Annotated in this window: 17 protein-coding genes; 3 read left to right on the top strand and 14 right to left on the bottom strand. The window is 42.3% G+C overall.

Annotation, left to right across the window (positions count from 1 at the left end):
• Positions 1-23: 23 nt before the first annotated feature.
• A complete protein-coding gene (locus tag NOS7524_RS03345) occupies positions 24-896 on the bottom strand; it encodes an S-methyl-5'-thioadenosine phosphorylase (protein ID WP_015137057.1) in 873 nt (290 codons plus the stop codon).
• Between the two features lie 188 nt (positions 897-1,084).
• Here NOS7524_RS03345 and NOS7524_RS03340 point away from each other — a divergent pair, with 188 nt between their 5' ends.
• Positions 1,085-1,288 carry a hypothetical protein gene (locus NOS7524_RS03340; protein WP_015137056.1) on the top strand — a complete coding sequence of 68 codons (204 nt, stop codon included), beginning with the start codon at positions 1,085-1,087 and terminating at the stop codon, positions 1,286-1,288.
• A gap of 181 nt (positions 1,289-1,469) precedes the next feature.
• Here NOS7524_RS03340 and NOS7524_RS03335 read toward each other — a convergent pair whose 3' ends face one another.
• From NOS7524_RS03335 to NOS7524_RS03300, 8 genes are all read right to left on the bottom strand, one after another.
• The gene (locus NOS7524_RS03335; protein ID WP_015137055.1) at positions 1,470-3,290 is read right to left on the bottom strand and encodes an ABC transporter ATP-binding protein; all 1,821 of its coding nucleotides are present in this window, start codon (positions 3,288-3,290) and stop codon (positions 1,470-1,472) included.
• Between the two features lie 82 nt (positions 3,291-3,372).
• A complete protein-coding gene (locus tag NOS7524_RS03330) occupies positions 3,373-4,263 on the bottom strand; it encodes a hypothetical protein (protein ID WP_015137054.1) in 891 nt (296 codons plus the stop codon).
• Between the two features lie 256 nt (positions 4,264-4,519).
• The gene (locus tag NOS7524_RS29200; RefSeq protein ID WP_015137053.1) at positions 4,520-4,693 is read right to left on the bottom strand and encodes a lasso peptide; all 174 of its coding nucleotides are present in this window, start codon (positions 4,691-4,693) and stop codon (positions 4,520-4,522) included.
• A gap of 104 nt (positions 4,694-4,797) precedes the next feature.
• Positions 4,798-4,971, bottom strand: coding sequence for a lasso peptide (locus NOS7524_RS29195; protein WP_015137052.1), 174 nt, complete (start codon positions 4,969-4,971; stop codon positions 4,798-4,800).
• A 123-nt stretch (positions 4,972-5,094) separates the two neighbouring features.
• The gene (locus tag NOS7524_RS03315; RefSeq protein ID WP_015137051.1) at positions 5,095-7,119 is read right to left on the bottom strand and encodes a lasso peptide isopeptide bond-forming cyclase; all 2,025 of its coding nucleotides are present in this window, start codon (positions 7,117-7,119) and stop codon (positions 5,095-5,097) included.
• Complete coding sequence (locus tag NOS7524_RS03310) at positions 7,116-7,550, bottom strand: lasso peptide biosynthesis B2 protein (protein WP_015137050.1); 435 nt, start codon at positions 7,548-7,550, stop codon at positions 7,116-7,118. The genes NOS7524_RS03315 and NOS7524_RS03310 overlap by 4 nt, the downstream gene beginning before the upstream one ends.
• Positions 7,534-7,839 carry a PqqD family peptide modification chaperone gene (locus tag NOS7524_RS03305; protein ID WP_015137049.1) on the bottom strand — a complete coding sequence of 102 codons (306 nt, stop codon included), beginning with the start codon at positions 7,837-7,839 and terminating at the stop codon, positions 7,534-7,536. Before NOS7524_RS03305 ends, NOS7524_RS03310 begins: the two co-directional genes overlap by 17 nt.
• 759 nt (positions 7,840-8,598) lie before the next feature.
• A complete protein-coding gene (locus tag NOS7524_RS03300) occupies positions 8,599-8,799 on the bottom strand; it encodes a hypothetical protein (protein WP_015137048.1) in 201 nt (66 codons plus the stop codon).
• 202 nt (positions 8,800-9,001) lie between these two features.
• Here NOS7524_RS03300 and NOS7524_RS03295 point away from each other — a divergent pair, with 202 nt between their 5' ends.
• On the top strand, positions 9,002-9,502 hold the full coding sequence (locus NOS7524_RS03295; RefSeq protein ID WP_015137047.1) for a GNAT family N-acetyltransferase: 501 nt from the start codon (positions 9,002-9,004) through the stop codon (positions 9,500-9,502).
• Between the two features lie 133 nt (positions 9,503-9,635).
• On the opposite strand, the gene NOS7524_RS03290 is transcribed toward NOS7524_RS03295, so the two are convergent.
• From NOS7524_RS03290 to NOS7524_RS03280, 3 genes are all read right to left on the bottom strand, one after another.
• The gene (locus tag NOS7524_RS03290) at positions 9,636-9,929 is read right to left on the bottom strand and encodes a DUF6679 family protein (RefSeq protein ID WP_015137046.1); all 294 of its coding nucleotides are present in this window, start codon (positions 9,927-9,929) and stop codon (positions 9,636-9,638) included.
• Positions 9,930-10,213: 284 nt separating this feature from the next.
• A complete protein-coding gene (psbA, locus tag NOS7524_RS03285; RefSeq protein WP_015137045.1) occupies positions 10,214-11,296 on the bottom strand; it encodes a photosystem II q(b) protein in 1,083 nt (360 codons plus the stop codon).
• 172 nt (positions 11,297-11,468) lie between these two features.
• The gene (locus tag NOS7524_RS03280; RefSeq protein ID WP_015137043.1) at positions 11,469-11,819 is read right to left on the bottom strand and encodes a histidine triad nucleotide-binding protein; all 351 of its coding nucleotides are present in this window, start codon (positions 11,817-11,819) and stop codon (positions 11,469-11,471) included.
• Between the two features lie 67 nt (positions 11,820-11,886).
• On the opposite strand from NOS7524_RS03280, the gene NOS7524_RS03275 reads away from it, so the two are divergent.
• Complete coding sequence (locus NOS7524_RS03275; protein WP_015137042.1) at positions 11,887-13,416, top strand: YifB family Mg chelatase-like AAA ATPase; 1,530 nt, start codon at positions 11,887-11,889, stop codon at positions 13,414-13,416.
• Between the two features lie 85 nt (positions 13,417-13,501).
• On the opposite strand, the gene nblS is transcribed toward NOS7524_RS03275, so the two are convergent.
• Positions 13,502-15,394: a two-component system sensor histidine kinase NblS gene (gene nblS / locus NOS7524_RS03270; RefSeq protein WP_015137041.1), complete on the bottom strand. Its 1,893-nt coding sequence runs from the start codon at positions 15,392-15,394 to the stop codon at positions 13,502-13,504.
• Positions 15,395-15,638: 244 nt separating this feature from the next.
• Positions 15,639-16,919 carry a phosphoribosylamine--glycine ligase gene (purD, locus tag NOS7524_RS03265; RefSeq protein ID WP_015137040.1) on the bottom strand — a complete coding sequence of 427 codons (1,281 nt, stop codon included), beginning with the start codon at positions 16,917-16,919 and terminating at the stop codon, positions 15,639-15,641.
• Positions 16,920-17,074: the final 155 nt, after the last annotated feature.

Here is a 17,074-nt window from a genome sequence, read left to right as displayed (position 1 = left end):
TACGCAGAGGGGTGGGGAGGTTTCTAGAGATACTTTTGCAACAATAGCTGTAATTTTTCTTTTGTGGCTGCTGGGGCGTTGGCTAAGTTAGTTAAGATGGCGTACTTTAAAGCTGAATGTGCATCGCTGGTTGGGGGGTTTTTACTCAGGCGGCGCACGGTTTCTTGAATTACTTTTTGGGCGTTAACAGCATTGCGTTGTAAATTCGCAATTACCATGTCCACTGTGACGCTATCATGTTCTGGATGCCAACAATCGTAATCTGTCACCAGTGCTAAGGTTGCATAAGCTATTTCGGCTTCTCTGGCTAGTTTGGCTTCTGGTAAATTGGTCATACCAATGATGGTTGCACCCCAACTGCGGTAAAGGTTGGATTCGGCTTTGGTGGAAAATGCTGGTCCTTCCATGCACACATAAGTACCACCACGATGTAGAGTGACATCTGGTAAATTTAAAGATGCGATCGCCTCAGCTAACACTCCCGCCAAGTTTTTACAAATCGGATCACCGAAAGCAATATGTGCCACAATCCCCTCACCAAAAAATGTGGAAACCCGATTTTTGGTTCTATCTATAAATTGATCTGGTACTACCATATCCAGTGGTTTGGCTTCTGCTTTCAAGGAACCTACCGCACTGGCTGAGATTAAATACTCTACACCTAGTTGTTTCATGGCGTAGATATTGGCACGGAAGGGTAACTCTGAAGGTAATAACGTATGATTACGACCATGACGTGCTAAAAAAGCTACTCTTGTTTCCTCTAAAGTTCCCAAAATTAACGCATCAGAAGGCGAACCAAAGGGTGTCTGAATTTGCACCTCTTCCACATCTTTCAAGGCATCCATCTTGTAGAGTCCGCTACCACCAATGATGCCAATCTGAGCGTGAGCCATAATCCTTGACCTATTGCTTATTAACCTGCCAAGTTATTTTACCTAAAAGGTAAGTATCAGAGGAGGCAGAAAGACCAGAACTATTAAGCCTACGTGATTCCGTATGGCTACTCATGTCATACTTTATAAAAAATTGTTATTTTATTAAAAATTACTTTTAAAAAATACATAAAGTTTTGGTGAGTAATATGCAAGCTATCAGTACCTTAACTCCGTTGTCTTTAGAGACAGTATTGCAGCGCATATTTGCTATTGGCAGAATTACGCGCCGTGATCAGCAGTTACTGATGTCTACGCTGCTATCTAAAGAAGATTTAAATGAAAAGGAAAGGCAGCAAATTAGCCGAGTATTTGATGGTGTACAAAAAGGATTACTCAAAGTTGTAGATTAGCAACAACAAACGAGGGATTGGGTATTGGGGATTGGGAAGCAGGGGCGCAGTTTAGTAGGGTGCGTCAGTGTCAGAAAACCTAACTACACCAAGAAATTACTCATACTGACGCACCCTACATTTGGAATATTTTTTTCTCTGGAAGTCCCTAAACGCCGTGCTTCCGCTAACAGCACTCGTACTATATCCGATACTGTTGAGCTTGAGTTTCAAACAAATAGGCATAAGTCCCATTCATCTGCATCAACTCATCATGGGTTCCACTCTCTACAATGGTGCCATTATTCATGACATAAATGCGATCGGCCATCTTCACTGTAGAGAGGCGATGGCTGATTAAAATAGCAGATTGATCCTTGATGAGTTGGCGGAATTTATCAAACACTTCATACTCAGCTTTCGGGTCCATTGCACTGGTCGGTTCATCCAGTACAATTAATTGGGAATCTCTTAAAAATGCCCGCGCTAAAGCAACTTTTTGCCATTGACCGATACTTAATTCTTCGCCTTGATCAAATAATTTACCTAATATGGTATCGTACCCTTTGGGTAACTTAGTAATTACATCATCTGCACCAGAACGACGAGCAGCAGCAATAATGCTTTCCTGTTGTGGTGGTAAATCAATGTTGGCTAACCAAATATTTTCCTGGGCTGTGAAGTGATACTTGGCGTAGTCTTGGAAAATAACACTAATTTCTCGCCGCAATTCTGCTATTTTAAATTGTTTGACATCAACACCATCAATAGTAATTTTCCCGGTTGTGGGGTCATACAATCTACACAAAAGTTTAATTAAGGTAGTTTTACCCGAACCATTTTCTCCTACTAATGCTACTACCTCCCCTGGCCCAATCCTGAGATTAATATCCTTTAATGCTTGACGGGTAGTGGTAGAGTATTGAAAACTGACGTTGTGAAATACAATGCCGCTTTGCATCGGTCGGGGAATGGGTAGAGCCTCTAAAGGATCAACTAATTTCGGTTGTAAATCCAGAAATTCATAGAGATTACTGAGGAAAAGATTGTCTTCGTAGAGAGCCGAAACACTACCTAATAAAGCTTTAATATCGTTCTGCCCCTTCTGCAAAGCTTGGTAATAGAGGACTAAATCACCTAGGCGGAGAACTCCATTGATAGCTTGATAAATAATCAAAGCATAGATGGCAAAGATAATTACACCAGCGATCGCTTCGGCGGCAAAATTAGCTAAGGAGCGTTTAGTGAGAACTGCTAATTTTTCCTTATATAGCTGCTGACGAATACGCTGATACCATTGACTGAAGTAGCCACCGATATCAAATAAACGAATCTCTTTGGCAAACTGATCCGATGTCAGCATCCATGCCAAATACATAGATTTTCTCTCTGATGGTGTCCATTGGCGTTGCCAGCGATACATCACACGACTGAATTTGATCCGTACCAACAGAGCCGGCAGCGCAGCTATGAATAATACACCAAGAATTCCCCAATGCAATGACAGTAATAAACCCACCATTGCGATTAAAGAAACACTACTTTGACCAACCTGAGCCAAGCGGTTGAGGATTTGCGGTGGTCGGTAGGGAGCTTCTTGTTGCGCTCGTTGTAGGGTATCGTAGTATAGGGGGTTTTCGTAATATTCCAGGTCAGAGGCAATGGATTTAGCGTTAATGATCCCCTGCATATAGTCAGTTACCCGTTGTGAATGGGCAGTAATGACTAATTCAGTTAAAGAGTTGCAAACATTATTTAATAAAGTGGCTGCACCAGCTAGTAAAATCCAAGGAATCACGGAGCTAAAAGCAGCTGCTTTATCAGTGATGCTGAGGTTAGCAACTACTGTGTCGATGATCAGTTTGGTGAGATAAATTGATACTACTGGTAGTATGCCTTGAATCAATAACAAGACTACACGAGCGATCGTCCAACCAGGACTACTTTGCCAAACTAGACGCAATGCAGGCAAAAGGCGTAATGTTGTTTGTAGCTTGGCTTGAAATATTTTGCCTAGTTGCATAGTTACAGGTGCGATCGCAATCGAATTTTTTTCTTCGTCAGAACTTAGACCAGCCTATTGTTCCAGACTCTACAGAATCTTGTCAAACTGTGATGTTGACTGGAGAGGGATTTTCAGCTAGATCATTTTCAACTAACTTAATTAAATCTGGCAGGGCTGCTAACGAGCGTTGCCGCCGTAAACTCAATATAGGAACCTGTTTAACCAGGGTAGTACATTGCATAAAATGGTTTTTCAAGAACTCTGGCGCAGTTAGTGCTTGCATTTCCCGTGAATGTTTCACTAATTCCCCAAAGCTTTGCTTAGGTTCTAAAGGCACGATTTCTGGGTGAGTTCCACCAGCTAAGACATAAATTCTGCTAATAGGTACAGGTTTTTGGCTGAAACCTTCTTGCAGTCTGTGGACACGCTTGATTGTCTGCGAGTTCAGTAGAGGTAGGCTATCACCAGTATGACCAAAAGAAGCAGCAGCATCTGGCCATAATTTAATTTGGGGAAAACCAGGGATAACTAAAGATTGTTGTGAGTCTACTTGAATTGCTAAAACATCATCTGTCAAAATGCTATAGCCATGAGCATGGAAACATTCAGCTAGAGTCGATTTACCCCATCCGGATTCACCCATAAAGGCCACAGCATTACCATTAATCACCACACTACTAGCATGAAGAACGAATAACCTTCTTTGGCGGAGTAGTACGCAAATAACCGCACCCAAAAGAAAGGTACGAATCATTGCTTCATCAATATCTGGATCAGGATCAAGGATAATTTCTCTACCCCCTTGCACCAACACCATACCTAATCCTGCTACCTTAGCTAATATATAATCACCACCATTACTTTGCTTGTGCGGTAGTTTGGTTAGCTTACCAAAGCGGATATTAACATCTGCTGGTTGATCACTAGGGATAAGCTCAGGTAGAGGTAATTCCGAATGAATTCCTAAGTTATAGGCTGTGTAAATATACATCTAAATATTAATGGCTTTGTGTAAAAAATATGTTTGTGTAACATAGTTTGCAATATCAGGACTTACACAAGTTTTAATAGTCCATCTGAGGTACTAGCTACGTCGCTAATAAAATTGGGCAACCCTTTGCGTCACTTTGCGCTTGACTCTGCGCTCCTCTGCCTTTAAAAACATTGGTTTTGTATCTCTAATAAAGCGTAAAAGTAAAAAATTACTTTTACGCCCAAAAACTTTGCTATGTTATCAGAACTAAAGATTATGCAGGGTCGATACTACCGTTTATAGAACCACTGGCACCAAATAGCTCACCAGGGAAAGTTTGACCGGCAAATTGCACTGTATCATTTGCGCCGGGTGTTCCAAAAGCATTGGTAACATCTTCAACACTACCGTGAACTGTCAATTTGGGAGCAATGTAAGCTTTTTTCATGTTTTTAGTTTCCTTTGGGAACAACTTGTGTATGTTAGATATGGAAAGAAAAGCCAGGTGAATATTTCTGCACCCTAACTTTTCTAGGTTGTTTGCAATAACTTTTACTGAGGATTAATTGTGCCGTTTTGAGAACCACTAGCACCAATGATAGAACCAGGAAAAGTGTTACCGTTAAACTGAATTGTATCATTAGCGCCTGATGCACCAAAAGCATTGGTAACATCTTCAACATTACCGTGGACTGTTAGTTGGGGAGCTGCATAAGCTTTTTTCATGTTTTTAGTTTCCTATTTTGTAAGTTGCTTGTTTTACTGATTGTTGGACTTAGCTATTTATTAGGTATTAACCAATTAAGTCCAGGTAGGAGCAGGCATAATCAGCAATGCCCCTAGTCCGACTTATGGTTGTATCTGGGTATGACTCAGCCAAAGAGCTAGTACGACAGATTTCCAAACGGGGATTATTGCGGCTTCATTTGTCACCTCTGTTTTATACATAAGCTGGTTATAAAATTCCTGTAGTGAATTGAGATTCACAAATTCTTGAATCCTACTAGGATCATCCATAATCACTTTATCCATGAGTTGATGATCAAAATGTCGGACTCCACGTTGAAAATTTGCAGTCATATCGGCTTTACCACCACGCCACTGCACTTGTTCAGGAAGAATATCTGCCATAGCTCTACGCATAACTATGCGAGACCATCCCTGATTGAGCTTCTGCTCTGGTGGTAGAGATAGGCAAAATTCGATCAGTCGTTTATCCATAAAAGGATGACGTGACTCCATCGAAAATGCTGAAGCGCATTGATCTACAAGTTCTAGAACTGTGGTAAATAGGGGTGAGGTGAGGCTTTGCCATTGATCCTCTCTCACTGTCACTGCTGGCATTTGGGTATTGTTTGGAGGTTGGTGAGAGTGATTCACACCTAGCCTGATTGCCAAGTTGGGATTGATCAAAGGATTGGGATAATTTTGATGGTGATTGTAACCCCGCAGCGATCGCCACATCTGTAATATGTAGCGCGGTACTAAATTTTTTAGTCCGTATGATACAAATAATTTCTGACGAGAAACCCGAAAATATTTACTAATTTGATTAGCAGTTTGAATAAACTTTACCCATTTCCTCTGCTTTGCCAATTCTTCTAGATATGTCAGGCCATATTCACTCAAAATTGCCACAACTGAGGTATTGAAATGCTGGGAGACTGCTTGAGCTTCTACTAAAAAGGTAGCCCATTTACCTTGACGTGCTAACTCCGCAAAGTATACAGCACCGTGAGACACAGTTGTATCACCATCAAAGCCATCTAAAGCAATTCGTATACTTGCTTGTTGCGTAGCACGATTTAAACCCCATACTAAATAGTGACTAGGCCCAATTAATGGTTCATCTATATATTGAAAATATTGCTGCCACTCTGATATGGGGCCGGATTGATCTGCATTGACATAATGAGGGATCAAACCACCCTGTTCTAAAACTGCATTAATATAGGGGCGCTCATCACATTCAGGAACTTCATCAAAAATATTAGATAAGGTGTGCAGTTGTGAACCTTTTTCTTGCTGTAATATATTCCGTGCTACACAGGCAATTGATGAGGAATCTAGTCCGCCACTTAAATGGCAACTTACAGGGAAGGCGCTACGTAAACGACAACGTACTGCTTCCGTAAAGATTTCCCGAAAAGCTTCAGCGTATTCTGCATCAGAACTCAACTTTAGTTCATCACCCACTGCTAAAGTCCAGTAGGAGCTAGTCTTTAACCCTGTTTTGTAGCTAACTGTCATCGCGTGTCCGGGTGGTAATCGGAATATCTCTTGATAAGCAGTAATAGATTTATCTTGGGTAAAAGGGTGTAAGTGATTGGCGATCGCTACTTCGTTGAGCCTTGTGGGAACTTGTGGTAAACACAAAAGGGCTTTAATCTCAGAAGCAAAGTAAAAGTGCTTACCAGGTCGGTAAAAGTAATATAGAGGCTTGATGCCAAAATGATCTCTGGCGCAAAATAATACCTTCTTTCTGTTATCCCAAATTGCAAAGGCAAAATCTCCTAGTAACTTTTCTGGGCATTGTTCACCCCATTTTTCGTAAGCTGCCAACACTAATTGGCTATCTGTAATTTTTTCTGATGCCCAGCCATCGAATTGTAACGCAGAGATTAATTCATCCCGATTGTCTATGCGTAGGTCTGATATCAGAACTAGATCACCAATTTGATTAACTAGGGGTTGCTTTTCTAATAAAGATTCAGGAGTAGTCCACAACATTCGATGTCCCAAGCCAACAGACTCAGAACACCATATATTTGATCCATCTGGCCCCCGATGCGCCAGAACATCAACCATGGGTGTCAATTGTTTACTATCTACTGGTTGTCCATCTAGGTGGTAGATACCGACAATACCACTCATAGTCCGTTCCTTGGTAAAGATGGTAATGGTGTGTAAGATGAGAGATTTGTCAGATAACCAATGACAACTTTTCCTTGATTTTCAATCCAAGCATGAGCTTGTAATTTTCCTGCCTCATCCTTAGCAACGCCAATTCGCAGTTCCGCAGAGTAACCACGCCTAGTCATTAAAACTTTACAAGTCAATGCACGAGGTAAACACTTGGCTCCTGGTACAAACTTGGTGCTGACATCAACAGCCCAGGTAATTTTACTGATAGTGGTTTGGGATACTTTGGGATTGGGTTGACTCAGTTGAGCCAACAGTTGTTGTAACTGGCCAAACGGCAATAACCACAAACCTATATGGATAAACCACAACAGGAAAAACGTTTTGATCAACAGTAGGCGATCGCTATGATTGAGGAGTAAAAATTTAAGCAGACGCTTCATTGGTAATATCAATCAGCCCCTTAGCTGCTAAATCTTCAATTAGAACCATCAGGTCACGCTCACACACATCTGGTTCAACATCGTACTCCGCCAACAATGCCTCATGAATTTCTTTCAAACTTTTGGGAGATTGAATAATATTCCAGATGCTAGCCCCTACCTGATTAAGCCCATAGTAAACGCCGGACTTGGTATCAAGAATCACTGCTTCTCCTTGGAGTTCGGAGTAAACTTGCTCTTTGCTGGCTACTATCCTGGAATGATCAGATGATATTAGCTGTGCTGCCATTTTAAATTCCAGTGAAATTACTGAAGTTTTTCTCGATTAACCTCTCGATAATATATAACACTTAATGAAAATCACTGCTATACAGAAGCAGTATCTTTACCTATTGTTTTCAATTAACGTTAACTTTGTAAAGTCTTGATAAAGAAACGATAACCATAATAAGTTTTTTGTTGGCAATCACTGCGGTATTTGCGGGTAAATAAAACAATACTGATCTATAATGCTGCATCCCAAAAACCCTGATTTATCTTAGATTACAAGACTTTTAACTGGAAATGCTAGCTATTTACAATTACTGAAAATGACTCAACAGCCATGTTTTTGCTTGTCAAGGCAAGTTATAGCTAAAAAAATTATTCATAGAAAATTTATTGTATTTGTCAATATATCCTATGTTAGATATTAGTGTTAAATTAAATACATTCTATGAGAATAGGAAATATCTCACTTTAATTCAATTAAAGTTACTTATAAAAATTCCAGTAGTTCCTAAGTACATGAGGTACACAGTAGCCTCTAAGTCGTGTTTCACTTTCTGTAAATTTCTTCATGGCATATTTGCAGGAGGGTAGCCAATAAGTGAATCAATATTTAACCCTTTGCTGAATGCTCTTTTTACAAATCTAAAATATTAGAACATGAACTAAAAAATATGTGGATAAGTGTGATCGATTCCACCTATCCACCAGAATTTATTGCATCATGTCAACTACAAAAAGAGTCAGGTTAACTCTTTTGACTGCCAATATTTTTGCACTATTAACGTGACTCAGTACCTTGATTAGGGCTACCTGCTACGTCATCTTCTCCTGGTGCTTCTGGTGTAGCAGATTCTCTTGCGTCAGATTGAGCAGCAGTACCAGTCTTGCGGATATCCTCTTGGATAGGAGTTTGATAGCCACCAGAAGCACTAGGTGTAGTCTCTTGATTTTTAGATTTTTGTTTTTTCTCTTCAGACATCACTATACTCCTTTATCTAATTCAGCCACTATTGTAAAAAATAGGAGTTGTGATTTTATCTATCTAAAATCTAGTTATGGCTAATTAATTACTCTACCAGAAGTATTGTTTAGTTTTAATCATATATGCTTTCAGAAATGCCCTAAACAAAAGCTTTATAGCTAAAAACTACTGCATAAATTGCACATTTTCCAATTAATCTATGAAACAGAAAGACTTATCATCACCGCCTGGATGTACATTTCGTAAGGCAACATCTGGGGATAAAGCTTCAATTCGATGGTTAGTGTTTTCAGCCATACTTGATCCCACTCAATTACATTGGCAGCAATTTTGGGTAATTGAATTTGCGGGTAAGATTATAGCTTGCGGACAATTACGCCAATTCTCAGAAGCGCAAGAACTGGGTAGTTTGGTCGTTGCACCAATCTGGAGAGGTCAAGGTTTAGCTACTTTACTGACACAACATCTGATCACTCAAGCTACGCAACCTCTGTATCTCGAATGTCTTGGAGAACGTCTAAAACAATTTTACAGGCACTTTGGCTTTGTTCAAATAACCTTTGAAGAATTGCCGCGATCGCTCCAGCAAAAATTTAGGTTGTCTCATCTCGCTCAAAAGCTGATGAGAGTTCCCGTAGTGTTTATGCAATATCAAGGTGAGGAGGTAACAAACTTAAACGCAGAGGCAAGACTTAAATAAAAAACTACTCAGATTGTTTCTATAATACCTAACACCTCATTCATGCAAAGGTATTGTAGCTACAAAAAAACCAAGTAGTAATTCTTACTATCCTCTAATATACCGCTCGCCGCGAGCGGTATATTAGGGAATATCAACTTTCATGTTCTTGTTGATGATTATTGGTAGGTTGATCAGTTTCTTGTAGTCGTGCCATAAACACATCAGGTTTTCTACTCACAACTGATATCACTTTATCAATGGCAACAACTTCATTAATTTTGACAACCATTTCCCACAAAGTATCTTCCTCTGTATCTTTGTTGTGAGTTCTGTGTTTAAACCACAACAAATCGTCCCAAACCCGAATAATTTTGGCGAAATACCATTTATCTCGGATCAGTATCCAGATTTCTTGGTCTAGGTACGTTTCTAGAATAGATTTCACAATAGTAGCAATAATAAAAACGATGAGGTAAATACTATTGGAGTATTGAATACTATTGCAACTGTAAAATCACGGGATATAAAAGTAACTTTATTACTTTAGGTAGATGAAATAAAAGCAAAACATGAGCAATTATCATAACTTTCTGATTTGGGCAGTCAATAGTCCATAGTTCAAAACCTATATTCTTGTTGATTCGGTTCACACATTCTCTGATTTGATGATCAAAGCAAAAAGCGCCCCTCTTGAAGAGAGACGCTTTTTAATTAGCTAAAGCTTAAAGATTAGCCGTTGATTGCAGGTGCAGTTAAAGCAACAGGAGCAACTTCACCAGCAGCCAAGTCTAAGGGGAAGTTGTGAGCGTTACGCTCGTGCATTACTTCCATACCCAAGTTAGCGCGGTTGATGATATCAGCCCAGGTGTTGATAACGCGACCTTGGGAGTCAATCACGGATTGGTTGAAGTTGAAACCGTTCAAGTTGAACGCCATTGTGCTGATGCCCAATGCGGTGAACCAGATGCCTACTACTGGCCATGCAGCCAAGAAGAAGTGCAAGGAACGGCTGTTGTTGAAAGATGCGTATTGGAAGATCAAACGACCGAAGTAGCCGTGGGCTGCAACGATGTTGTAGGTTTCTTCTTCTTGACCGAATTTGTAACCGTAGTTTTGAGATTCGGTTTCGGTGGTTTCACGCACCAAGGAGGAAGTTACCAAGGAACCGTGCATTGCAGAGAACAAGCTACCGCCGAATACACCAGCCACACCTAACATGTGGAAGGGGTGCATCAGGATGTTGTGTTCTGCTTGGAACACGATCATGAAGTTGAAGGTGCCGGAGATACCCAAGGGCATACCGTCAGAGAAGGAACCTTGACCGATGGGGTAGATCAAGAATACTGCTGTAGCAGATGCCAAAGGTGCAGAGTATGCTACGCAGATCCAAGGACGCATACCTAAGCGGTAGGACAATTCCCACTGACGACCTAGGTAGCAAGCGCAACCGATCAAGAAGTGGAAAATTACCAATTGGTAAGGACCACCGTTGTACAACCACTCATCTAAGGAAGCTGCTTCCCAGATGGGGTAGAAGTGCAAACCGATAGCGTTAGAAGAAGGAACAACTGCACCAGAGATGATGTTGTTTCCGTAGATTAAGGAACCTGCAACGGGTTCGCGGATACCATCGATGTCTACTGGAGGTGCAGCGATGAAGGCGATGATGAAGCAGGTGGTTGCAGCTAGCAGGGTGGGGATCATTAACACGCCGAACCAACCGATGTAAATCCGGTTGTCGGTGCTGGTGATCCACTCGCAGAACTGCTCCCATACATTGGCGCTTTTGCGCTGTTGTAAGGTTGTGGTCATTTTTTTATGATTGCTTCGATTTTTAATGACTGAGGTAAGTAGTTTTTCCTACCTGTTTACTACATTAAAATTAAGATTGAGTTTTGTAAATGCAGTTAAATTAAGTATTGCTTATATTAATTATTTAATTAACTTATTAATCGCGTCGAAAGACGCGATTGGTGGGGTTTGATCAACCAGGAGGCCAAGCCATCTGTCGTCCTCCCAAGATGTGCAGATGTAAGTGGTAAACAGTTTGACCACCATCATTACCCGTGTTGATCACAACACGATAGCCATCTTGGAGTCCTGCTTCTTCAGCCACACGCTTGACGGTTAACAAAAGATGACCCAATAAAGTTGCATCGTCAGGTGTAGCATCAGCTAGTTTGGGAATTGGCTGTTTGGGAATCACCAGAATATGTACAGGTGCTTGGGGGTGGATGTCTTTGAAAGCCAGGGCTAAGTCATCCTCATAAACGATATTGGCTGGAATTTCCCGACGGATGATTTTGCTGAAAATTGTCTCTGTGGTTTCACTCATGCGCTTCTAATTACTCATCTGCTAGAGATTCTAAAGGTTTACTGTTTATAGAAGAAATATTTAACCAATGCTTGCAAGAGTCTGGAGTGCGTCAATTGTCGGCATCGATGCTGTCAAAGTCGGCGTAGAGGTAGATGTGTCAGGAGGTTTACCAGGAATTGTGGTTTTAGGGCTGCCAGACAGTGCTGTGCAAGAATCCAAGGAGAGAGTTAAAGCCACGCTGAAAAATGCAGGTTTCGCGTTTCCCATGCGAAAAATCGTGATTAACCTGACTCCAGCAGATTTACGCAAGGAAGGCCCATGTTTTGATTTGCCTATTAGTGTAGGGATTTTAGCTGCTTCTGAGCAAGTTAGCCCTGATTTGTTGGGAGATTATATTTTCTTAGGAGAAGTCTCCCTAGATGGCAGTTTGCGCCCGGTGGCTGGTGTTTTACCCATTGCTGCTACTGCGGAGAAAATGGGAATTGCAGGTTTAGTTGTGCCTGCTGATAACGCTCAAGAGGCGGCAGTAGTACAAGGGTTGGCTGTATATGGCTGCAAAAATGTGTCTGATGTGGTTGATTTACTCAATAATCCAGGGAAGTACCAACCTGTGAAGTTAAGTGAATCACAGGAGTTTTTGCCAGCATCTTATCCTGGTGCAGATTTAAAAGATGTCAAAGGACAGGCTCATGCCCGTCGTGCTTTAGAAATTGCGGCGGCTGGTGGACATAACTTAATTTTTGTCGGGCCTCCTGGTAGCGGAAAAACCATGTTAGCAAGGCGTTTACCTGGGATACTACCACCTCTGGGCTTCGCTGAGGCACTGGAAGTCACTCGCATTCACTCAGTCGCTGGGTTACTGAAAAACCGTGGTTCTTTAGTACGCGATCGCCCTTTCCGCAGTCCCCATCACTCAGCATCGGGGCCATCTTTGGTGGGTGGTGGTAGTTTTCCTCGTCCTGGGGAAATTTCTCTGTCTCATCGCGGTGTACTGTTCCTGGACGAGTTAACTGAGTTTAAACGAGATGTGTTGGAATTTCTGCGTCAGCCTTTAGAAGACGGTTATGTGACTATTTCCCGCACTAGACAATCAGTGACATTTCCGGCACAGTTTACTTTAGTTGCTAGCACCAACCCCTGTCCTTGTGGTTACTACGGCGATACGATTCAACAATGTAGCTGTTCCCCAAGGCAACGAGAACAATATTGGGCCAAGCTTTCTGGCCCGTTAATGGATCGGATTGATTTGCAAGTAGCAGTAAATCGCTTGAAACCAGAAGAAATTACCCAACAACCTTTAGGAGAAGCATCACTCTCAATTAGGGAAAGGGTACAACAAGCACGCGATCGCGCCACTATCCGGTTTCAAGGAGAGTCAAATCTGCGTTGCAACGCCCAAATGCAAAGTCGGCATTTGCAGATATGGTGTAAATTAGATGATGCTAGCCGCACTTTATTAGAAACAGCGATTAAAAAATTAGGTTTATCTGCTAGAGCCAGCGATCGCATTCTCAAAGTAGCCCGTACCATTGCCGATTTAGCAGGTGATGAGGAACTACAAGCTCATCATGTGGCGGAAGCAATTCATTATCGCACGATAGATAGAATGCAGTAGGGATTGGGGATTGGGGATTGGGGATTGGATAAAAATTCTCCTGTATCATAGAGTCACCCTATCTTCCTATCTCCCCATCGCTCTGTCACTCAACCAAAGTTAAGTCAAACCAAAAAGTAGTACCTACGCTAACCTCGCTCACCAGATGTACTTGACTGTGGTGCCTTTCTATGATGTTTCTCACAATTGATAAACCTAAACCTGTGCCTTCGAGGGTGTGAACTCGGTTTTCTACACGGAAAAAGCGGTCAAAAATTGCCTGTTGGTCTTCTGGGGCGATACCAATACCAGTATCAGCAACTTCTACTCGCACTTGAGCGGGCTTATTATGAGCAGTGGGTTTGATATCTAATTTATAGGCACGAATTGCGACTTTGCCACCAGATGGAGTGAATTTTAAGGCATTACCAACTAGATTAGCTAAGACTTGCAGCAACAAATCATAATTTCCTACAACTAGGGGCAAGCTAGGAGCAACGTCCTGAATTATTTCAATACCTTTATCTCTAGCGTTGAGTTGGTATGTCCGCAGTGTTTGTTCAATTGCTTGGGCTAAATCTACGCCATCGAAGTTATAAGTCTTGCCAGATTCTAGCTTCGATAAGTCTAAAACATCATTAACCAAACGAGTTAAGCGATCGGTTTCATTGTTCACCGTTTGCAGAAATTCCCGTCTTTCTTCTAAACTCAAATCTTCGCCGTAGTCGTGCAGAGTTTCAATAAACGATTTGATGTTAAATAAAGGTGTGCGGAGTTCGTGGGAAACGTTACTAATAAATTGGCTTTTGGCTTCGTTAAGTTCCACCTCGCGGGTGATATCTTGGACAGTGATGGCAATACCTTTGATACTTTCCCGTTGGAGATTGAGTACCGTTGTCAATAGGATGCGGATGGTGCGCTTAATCGGTTGATTGAGAGGAATACGAAACTCAGCACTTTCTCGTTCTCCGGCTGCCATTTCGTACAAAGGTTTGGTGATTTCCATTTGCACCACCGGCGGTAAGTAATGTAAAACATTGCCACCAACTACATCATCCTTACCTTCCCAGGCAAAAATATGCCGGGCTGTGGGGTTGACTAAAATCACCTGCATATTGTTGTCAATTAAAACAGCACCATCGGCGATCGTAGAAACTAGGGTTTCTAGCTTGGCTTTTTCTGCTGTTAACTCTTCAATATTTTGTTCTTCATAGCGTTCTAGGCGTTCTGCCATTTCATTGAAGTTAAAAATTAACTCTCCTAGTTCACCACCTAGAGGTAAGTCGATGCGTTGCTTGAAATTCCCGGCAGCGATTTGTTTGACACCTACCAGTAGTTCTTTAATGGGCTTGGTAATAGTTAAAGCGTTGATCACTCCAGCTAAAATCACCATCACCCAAATAGTGATGAACACAGCAATAGTGACATCACGGGTGAAATTAGTCGAGATGACAGATGTTTGGTTGGGGTTGATGCCGATCGCTAAGATACCTAAGTATTTTTTATCGACAATCAAGGGAATAAACACATCGGTCACAGCCCCATCTGGGGTCATGTGTTGCCGCACCATTGGTTTTTCCACTTCTCCTGAGTAATCGTCAGGGAGTTGTATCCGTCGCTCAATTGTCAGGGAGTTTTCCACCTCTGGTTCCCAGAAAGGAATGCCAAAATAGATTTTCCCAGTTTCATCCGCGTAGAGCATATAGCGAATACTAGAGGTGCTGCCATAAAAGCGTTGAGAAAATTTAGCTACCTCTGTGAGATTGTGATCAGCTACTAGGGGGGTAACGTTAGCAGCCAGTAAAAGTCCCAGATCCCGCCCAAAGCGGGTATCATTCATCCGGGCATCTTGCTGAATGGTATTCACCGCCCAGAAAGTTAGACCACTCATCACCAAAGAAACCACCAAAGTGGCAACAGCCAACAGTTTAGTTTGGAGAGTGAATTCTGACCACCAGTTGGCGATCGCTTCTCGAATTGTTTTTAACAGCGCCAGCATCTCAAATACAGTTGTTAGTCGTTCCAGTTATCAACCCCAACAACTAAAAAATTAACAGTTTATTCGCCAAACAGGTAAGAACTTAGTTATTAGTCAATAGTTATGGTACTGGGGATTGGGGACTGGGTACTGGGGATTGGGGACTGGGGACTGGGGACTGGGTATTGGATTTTTCCCCTCTGCTCCTCTGCTCCTCTGCTCCTCTGCTCCTCTGCTCCCTCTGCACCCCTACACCCCTACCTCTCTAGTGACTCTTAACTCTATACCCGATATCTCTACGGTAATACATCCCGGAGAATTGAATTGATTGCAAGCCTTTGTAGGCTGTGGCTAGGGCTTGGTCAAAGTTGTCGCCAATGGCAGTGATATTTAAAACTCGTCCGCCATCTGTGACTATTTGTTGTTGCTGGTTTAATTTTGTGCCGGCATGAAATACAGTTACGCCTGCGGCCTCTGCCTCTTCTATGCCTGTAATAACTTTGCCTTTTTCATAATCCCCTGGATAACCACCGGATGCTGCTACTACTGTTGCAGCTGCTGCCTCATGCCAAGCTATGGGCGGTAACTCACCTAAACGCTGCTGAATACAAGCCAAAATCAATTCTTCTAGAGGTGTTGCCAATAGTGGGAGAATGACTTGGGTTTCAGGATCGCCAAAACGACAGTTAAATTCTAAAACCTTCAAGTCGCCATCGGGTGAAATCATCAAGCCAGCGTAGAGTACACCACAATAGTCAATGCCTTTAGATTTTAAGGCAGCGATCGCTCTTTCTAACACCTCCGTTTGTACCCGTGCCATGATTGCCGGTGTAGCGATGGGTGCTGGGGCGTAAGCTCCCATCCCTCCAGTATTTTCGCCTGTATCCCCTTCCCCTATCCGCTTATGGTCTTGTGCTGGTAATAAGGGGCGAATTGTGATGCCATCAGTTAAGGCTAAAACCGAAACCTCTTGCCCTACTAAACATTCTTCAATAACTACAAATTTCCCAGCACTGCCAAACTGTCCTTGAAATATGGCATCAATGGCTGTTTCTGCCTCTGCAACTGTGGTAGCAACAGTTACACCCTTACCAGCAGCCAGTCCGTCTGCTTTCACAACAATCGGCGCTCCCTGAGCTTTGACATAGGATTTAGCTGCCGTTGCCTCCGTAAATACCGCAGCTTTGGCTGTGGGAATTCCGGCTTCTTGCATCAGGGCTTTTGCCCAAGCCTTACTTGCTTCAATCTGCGCCCCGGCTCTGGTGGGGCCAAATACCATCAAACCTTTATCTTGCAGATAGTCGGTAATTCCTTTAGCTAGGGGGACTTCTGGCCCTACTACCACCAGAGAAATGCCATTTTCTAAGGCGTATTGGCTGATAAGATCAAAATCATCCACTGCCAAAGGTAAATTTTTGCAACGTGCCATGTTGGCTGTCCCACCATTACCTGGTACACAGACAACCTCTTCAACTTGCGGCGATCGCAACATTTTCCATGCTAGAGCGTGTTCGCGCCCTCCATTACCTACAACTAAAACTTTCACTGATTTCCTCTTGCGTCCCTGGTGAAATGAGAATCTTGGACTGCTCGCGGATCAATTCTTCACCAATTTTTACCCTTATGCAAGCCCCCGATGACTCGACTATCTCAGAATTGCTAGGTGAAGGTAAATAGGGGGAGCAGGGGAGAGAAAATATA

It is taken from the genome of Nostoc sp. PCC 7524, from assembly GCF_000316645.1.
In the GTDB taxonomy this organism is placed as follows: domain Bacteria; phylum Cyanobacteriota; class Cyanobacteriia; order Cyanobacteriales; family Nostocaceae; genus Trichormus.
The sequence above is the reverse complement of the archived record's forward strand: the minus strand, read 5'-3'. Positions and strand labels throughout refer to the sequence as shown.

Coding starts and splice junctions, on each gene's coding strand:
- NOS7524_RS03345 (WP_015137057.1), bottom strand. CDS start 896: ATGGCTCACGCTCAGATTGGCATCATTGGTGGTAGCGGACTCTACAAG.
- NOS7524_RS03340 (WP_015137056.1), top strand. CDS start 1,085: ATGCAAGCTATCAGTACCTTAACTCCGTTGTCTTTAGAGACAGTATTG.
- NOS7524_RS03335 (WP_015137055.1), bottom strand. CDS start 3,290: ATGCAACTAGGCAAAATATTTCAAGCCAAGCTACAAACAACATTACGC.
- NOS7524_RS03330 (WP_015137054.1), bottom strand. CDS start 4,263: ATGTATATTTACACAGCCTATAACTTAGGAATTCATTCGGAATTACCT.
- NOS7524_RS29200 (WP_015137053.1), bottom strand. CDS start 4,693: ATGAAAAAAGCTTACATTGCTCCCAAATTGACAGTTCACGGTAGTGTT.
- NOS7524_RS29195 (WP_015137052.1), bottom strand. CDS start 4,971: ATGAAAAAAGCTTATGCAGCTCCCCAACTAACAGTCCACGGTAATGTT.
- NOS7524_RS03315 (WP_015137051.1), bottom strand. CDS start 7,119: ATGAGTGGTATTGTCGGTATCTACCACCTAGATGGACAACCAGTAGAT.
- NOS7524_RS03310 (WP_015137050.1), bottom strand. CDS start 7,550: ATGAAGCGTCTGCTTAAATTTTTACTCCTCAATCATAGCGATCGCCTA.
- NOS7524_RS03305 (WP_015137049.1), bottom strand. CDS start 7,839: ATGGCAGCACAGCTAATATCATCTGATCATTCCAGGATAGTAGCCAGC.
- NOS7524_RS03300 (WP_015137048.1), bottom strand. CDS start 8,799: ATGTCTGAAGAGAAAAAACAAAAATCTAAAAATCAAGAGACTACACCT.
- NOS7524_RS03295 (WP_015137047.1), top strand. CDS start 9,002: ATGAAACAGAAAGACTTATCATCACCGCCTGGATGTACATTTCGTAAG.
- psbA (WP_015137045.1), bottom strand. CDS start 11,296: ATGACCACAACCTTACAACAGCGCAAAAGCGCCAATGTATGGGAGCAG.
- NOS7524_RS03280 (WP_015137043.1), bottom strand. CDS start 11,819: ATGAGTGAAACCACAGAGACAATTTTCAGCAAAATCATCCGTCGGGAA.
- NOS7524_RS03275 (WP_015137042.1), top strand. CDS start 11,887: ATGCTTGCAAGAGTCTGGAGTGCGTCAATTGTCGGCATCGATGCTGTC.
- nblS (WP_015137041.1), bottom strand. CDS start 15,394: ATGCTGGCGCTGTTAAAAACAATTCGAGAAGCGATCGCCAACTGGTGG.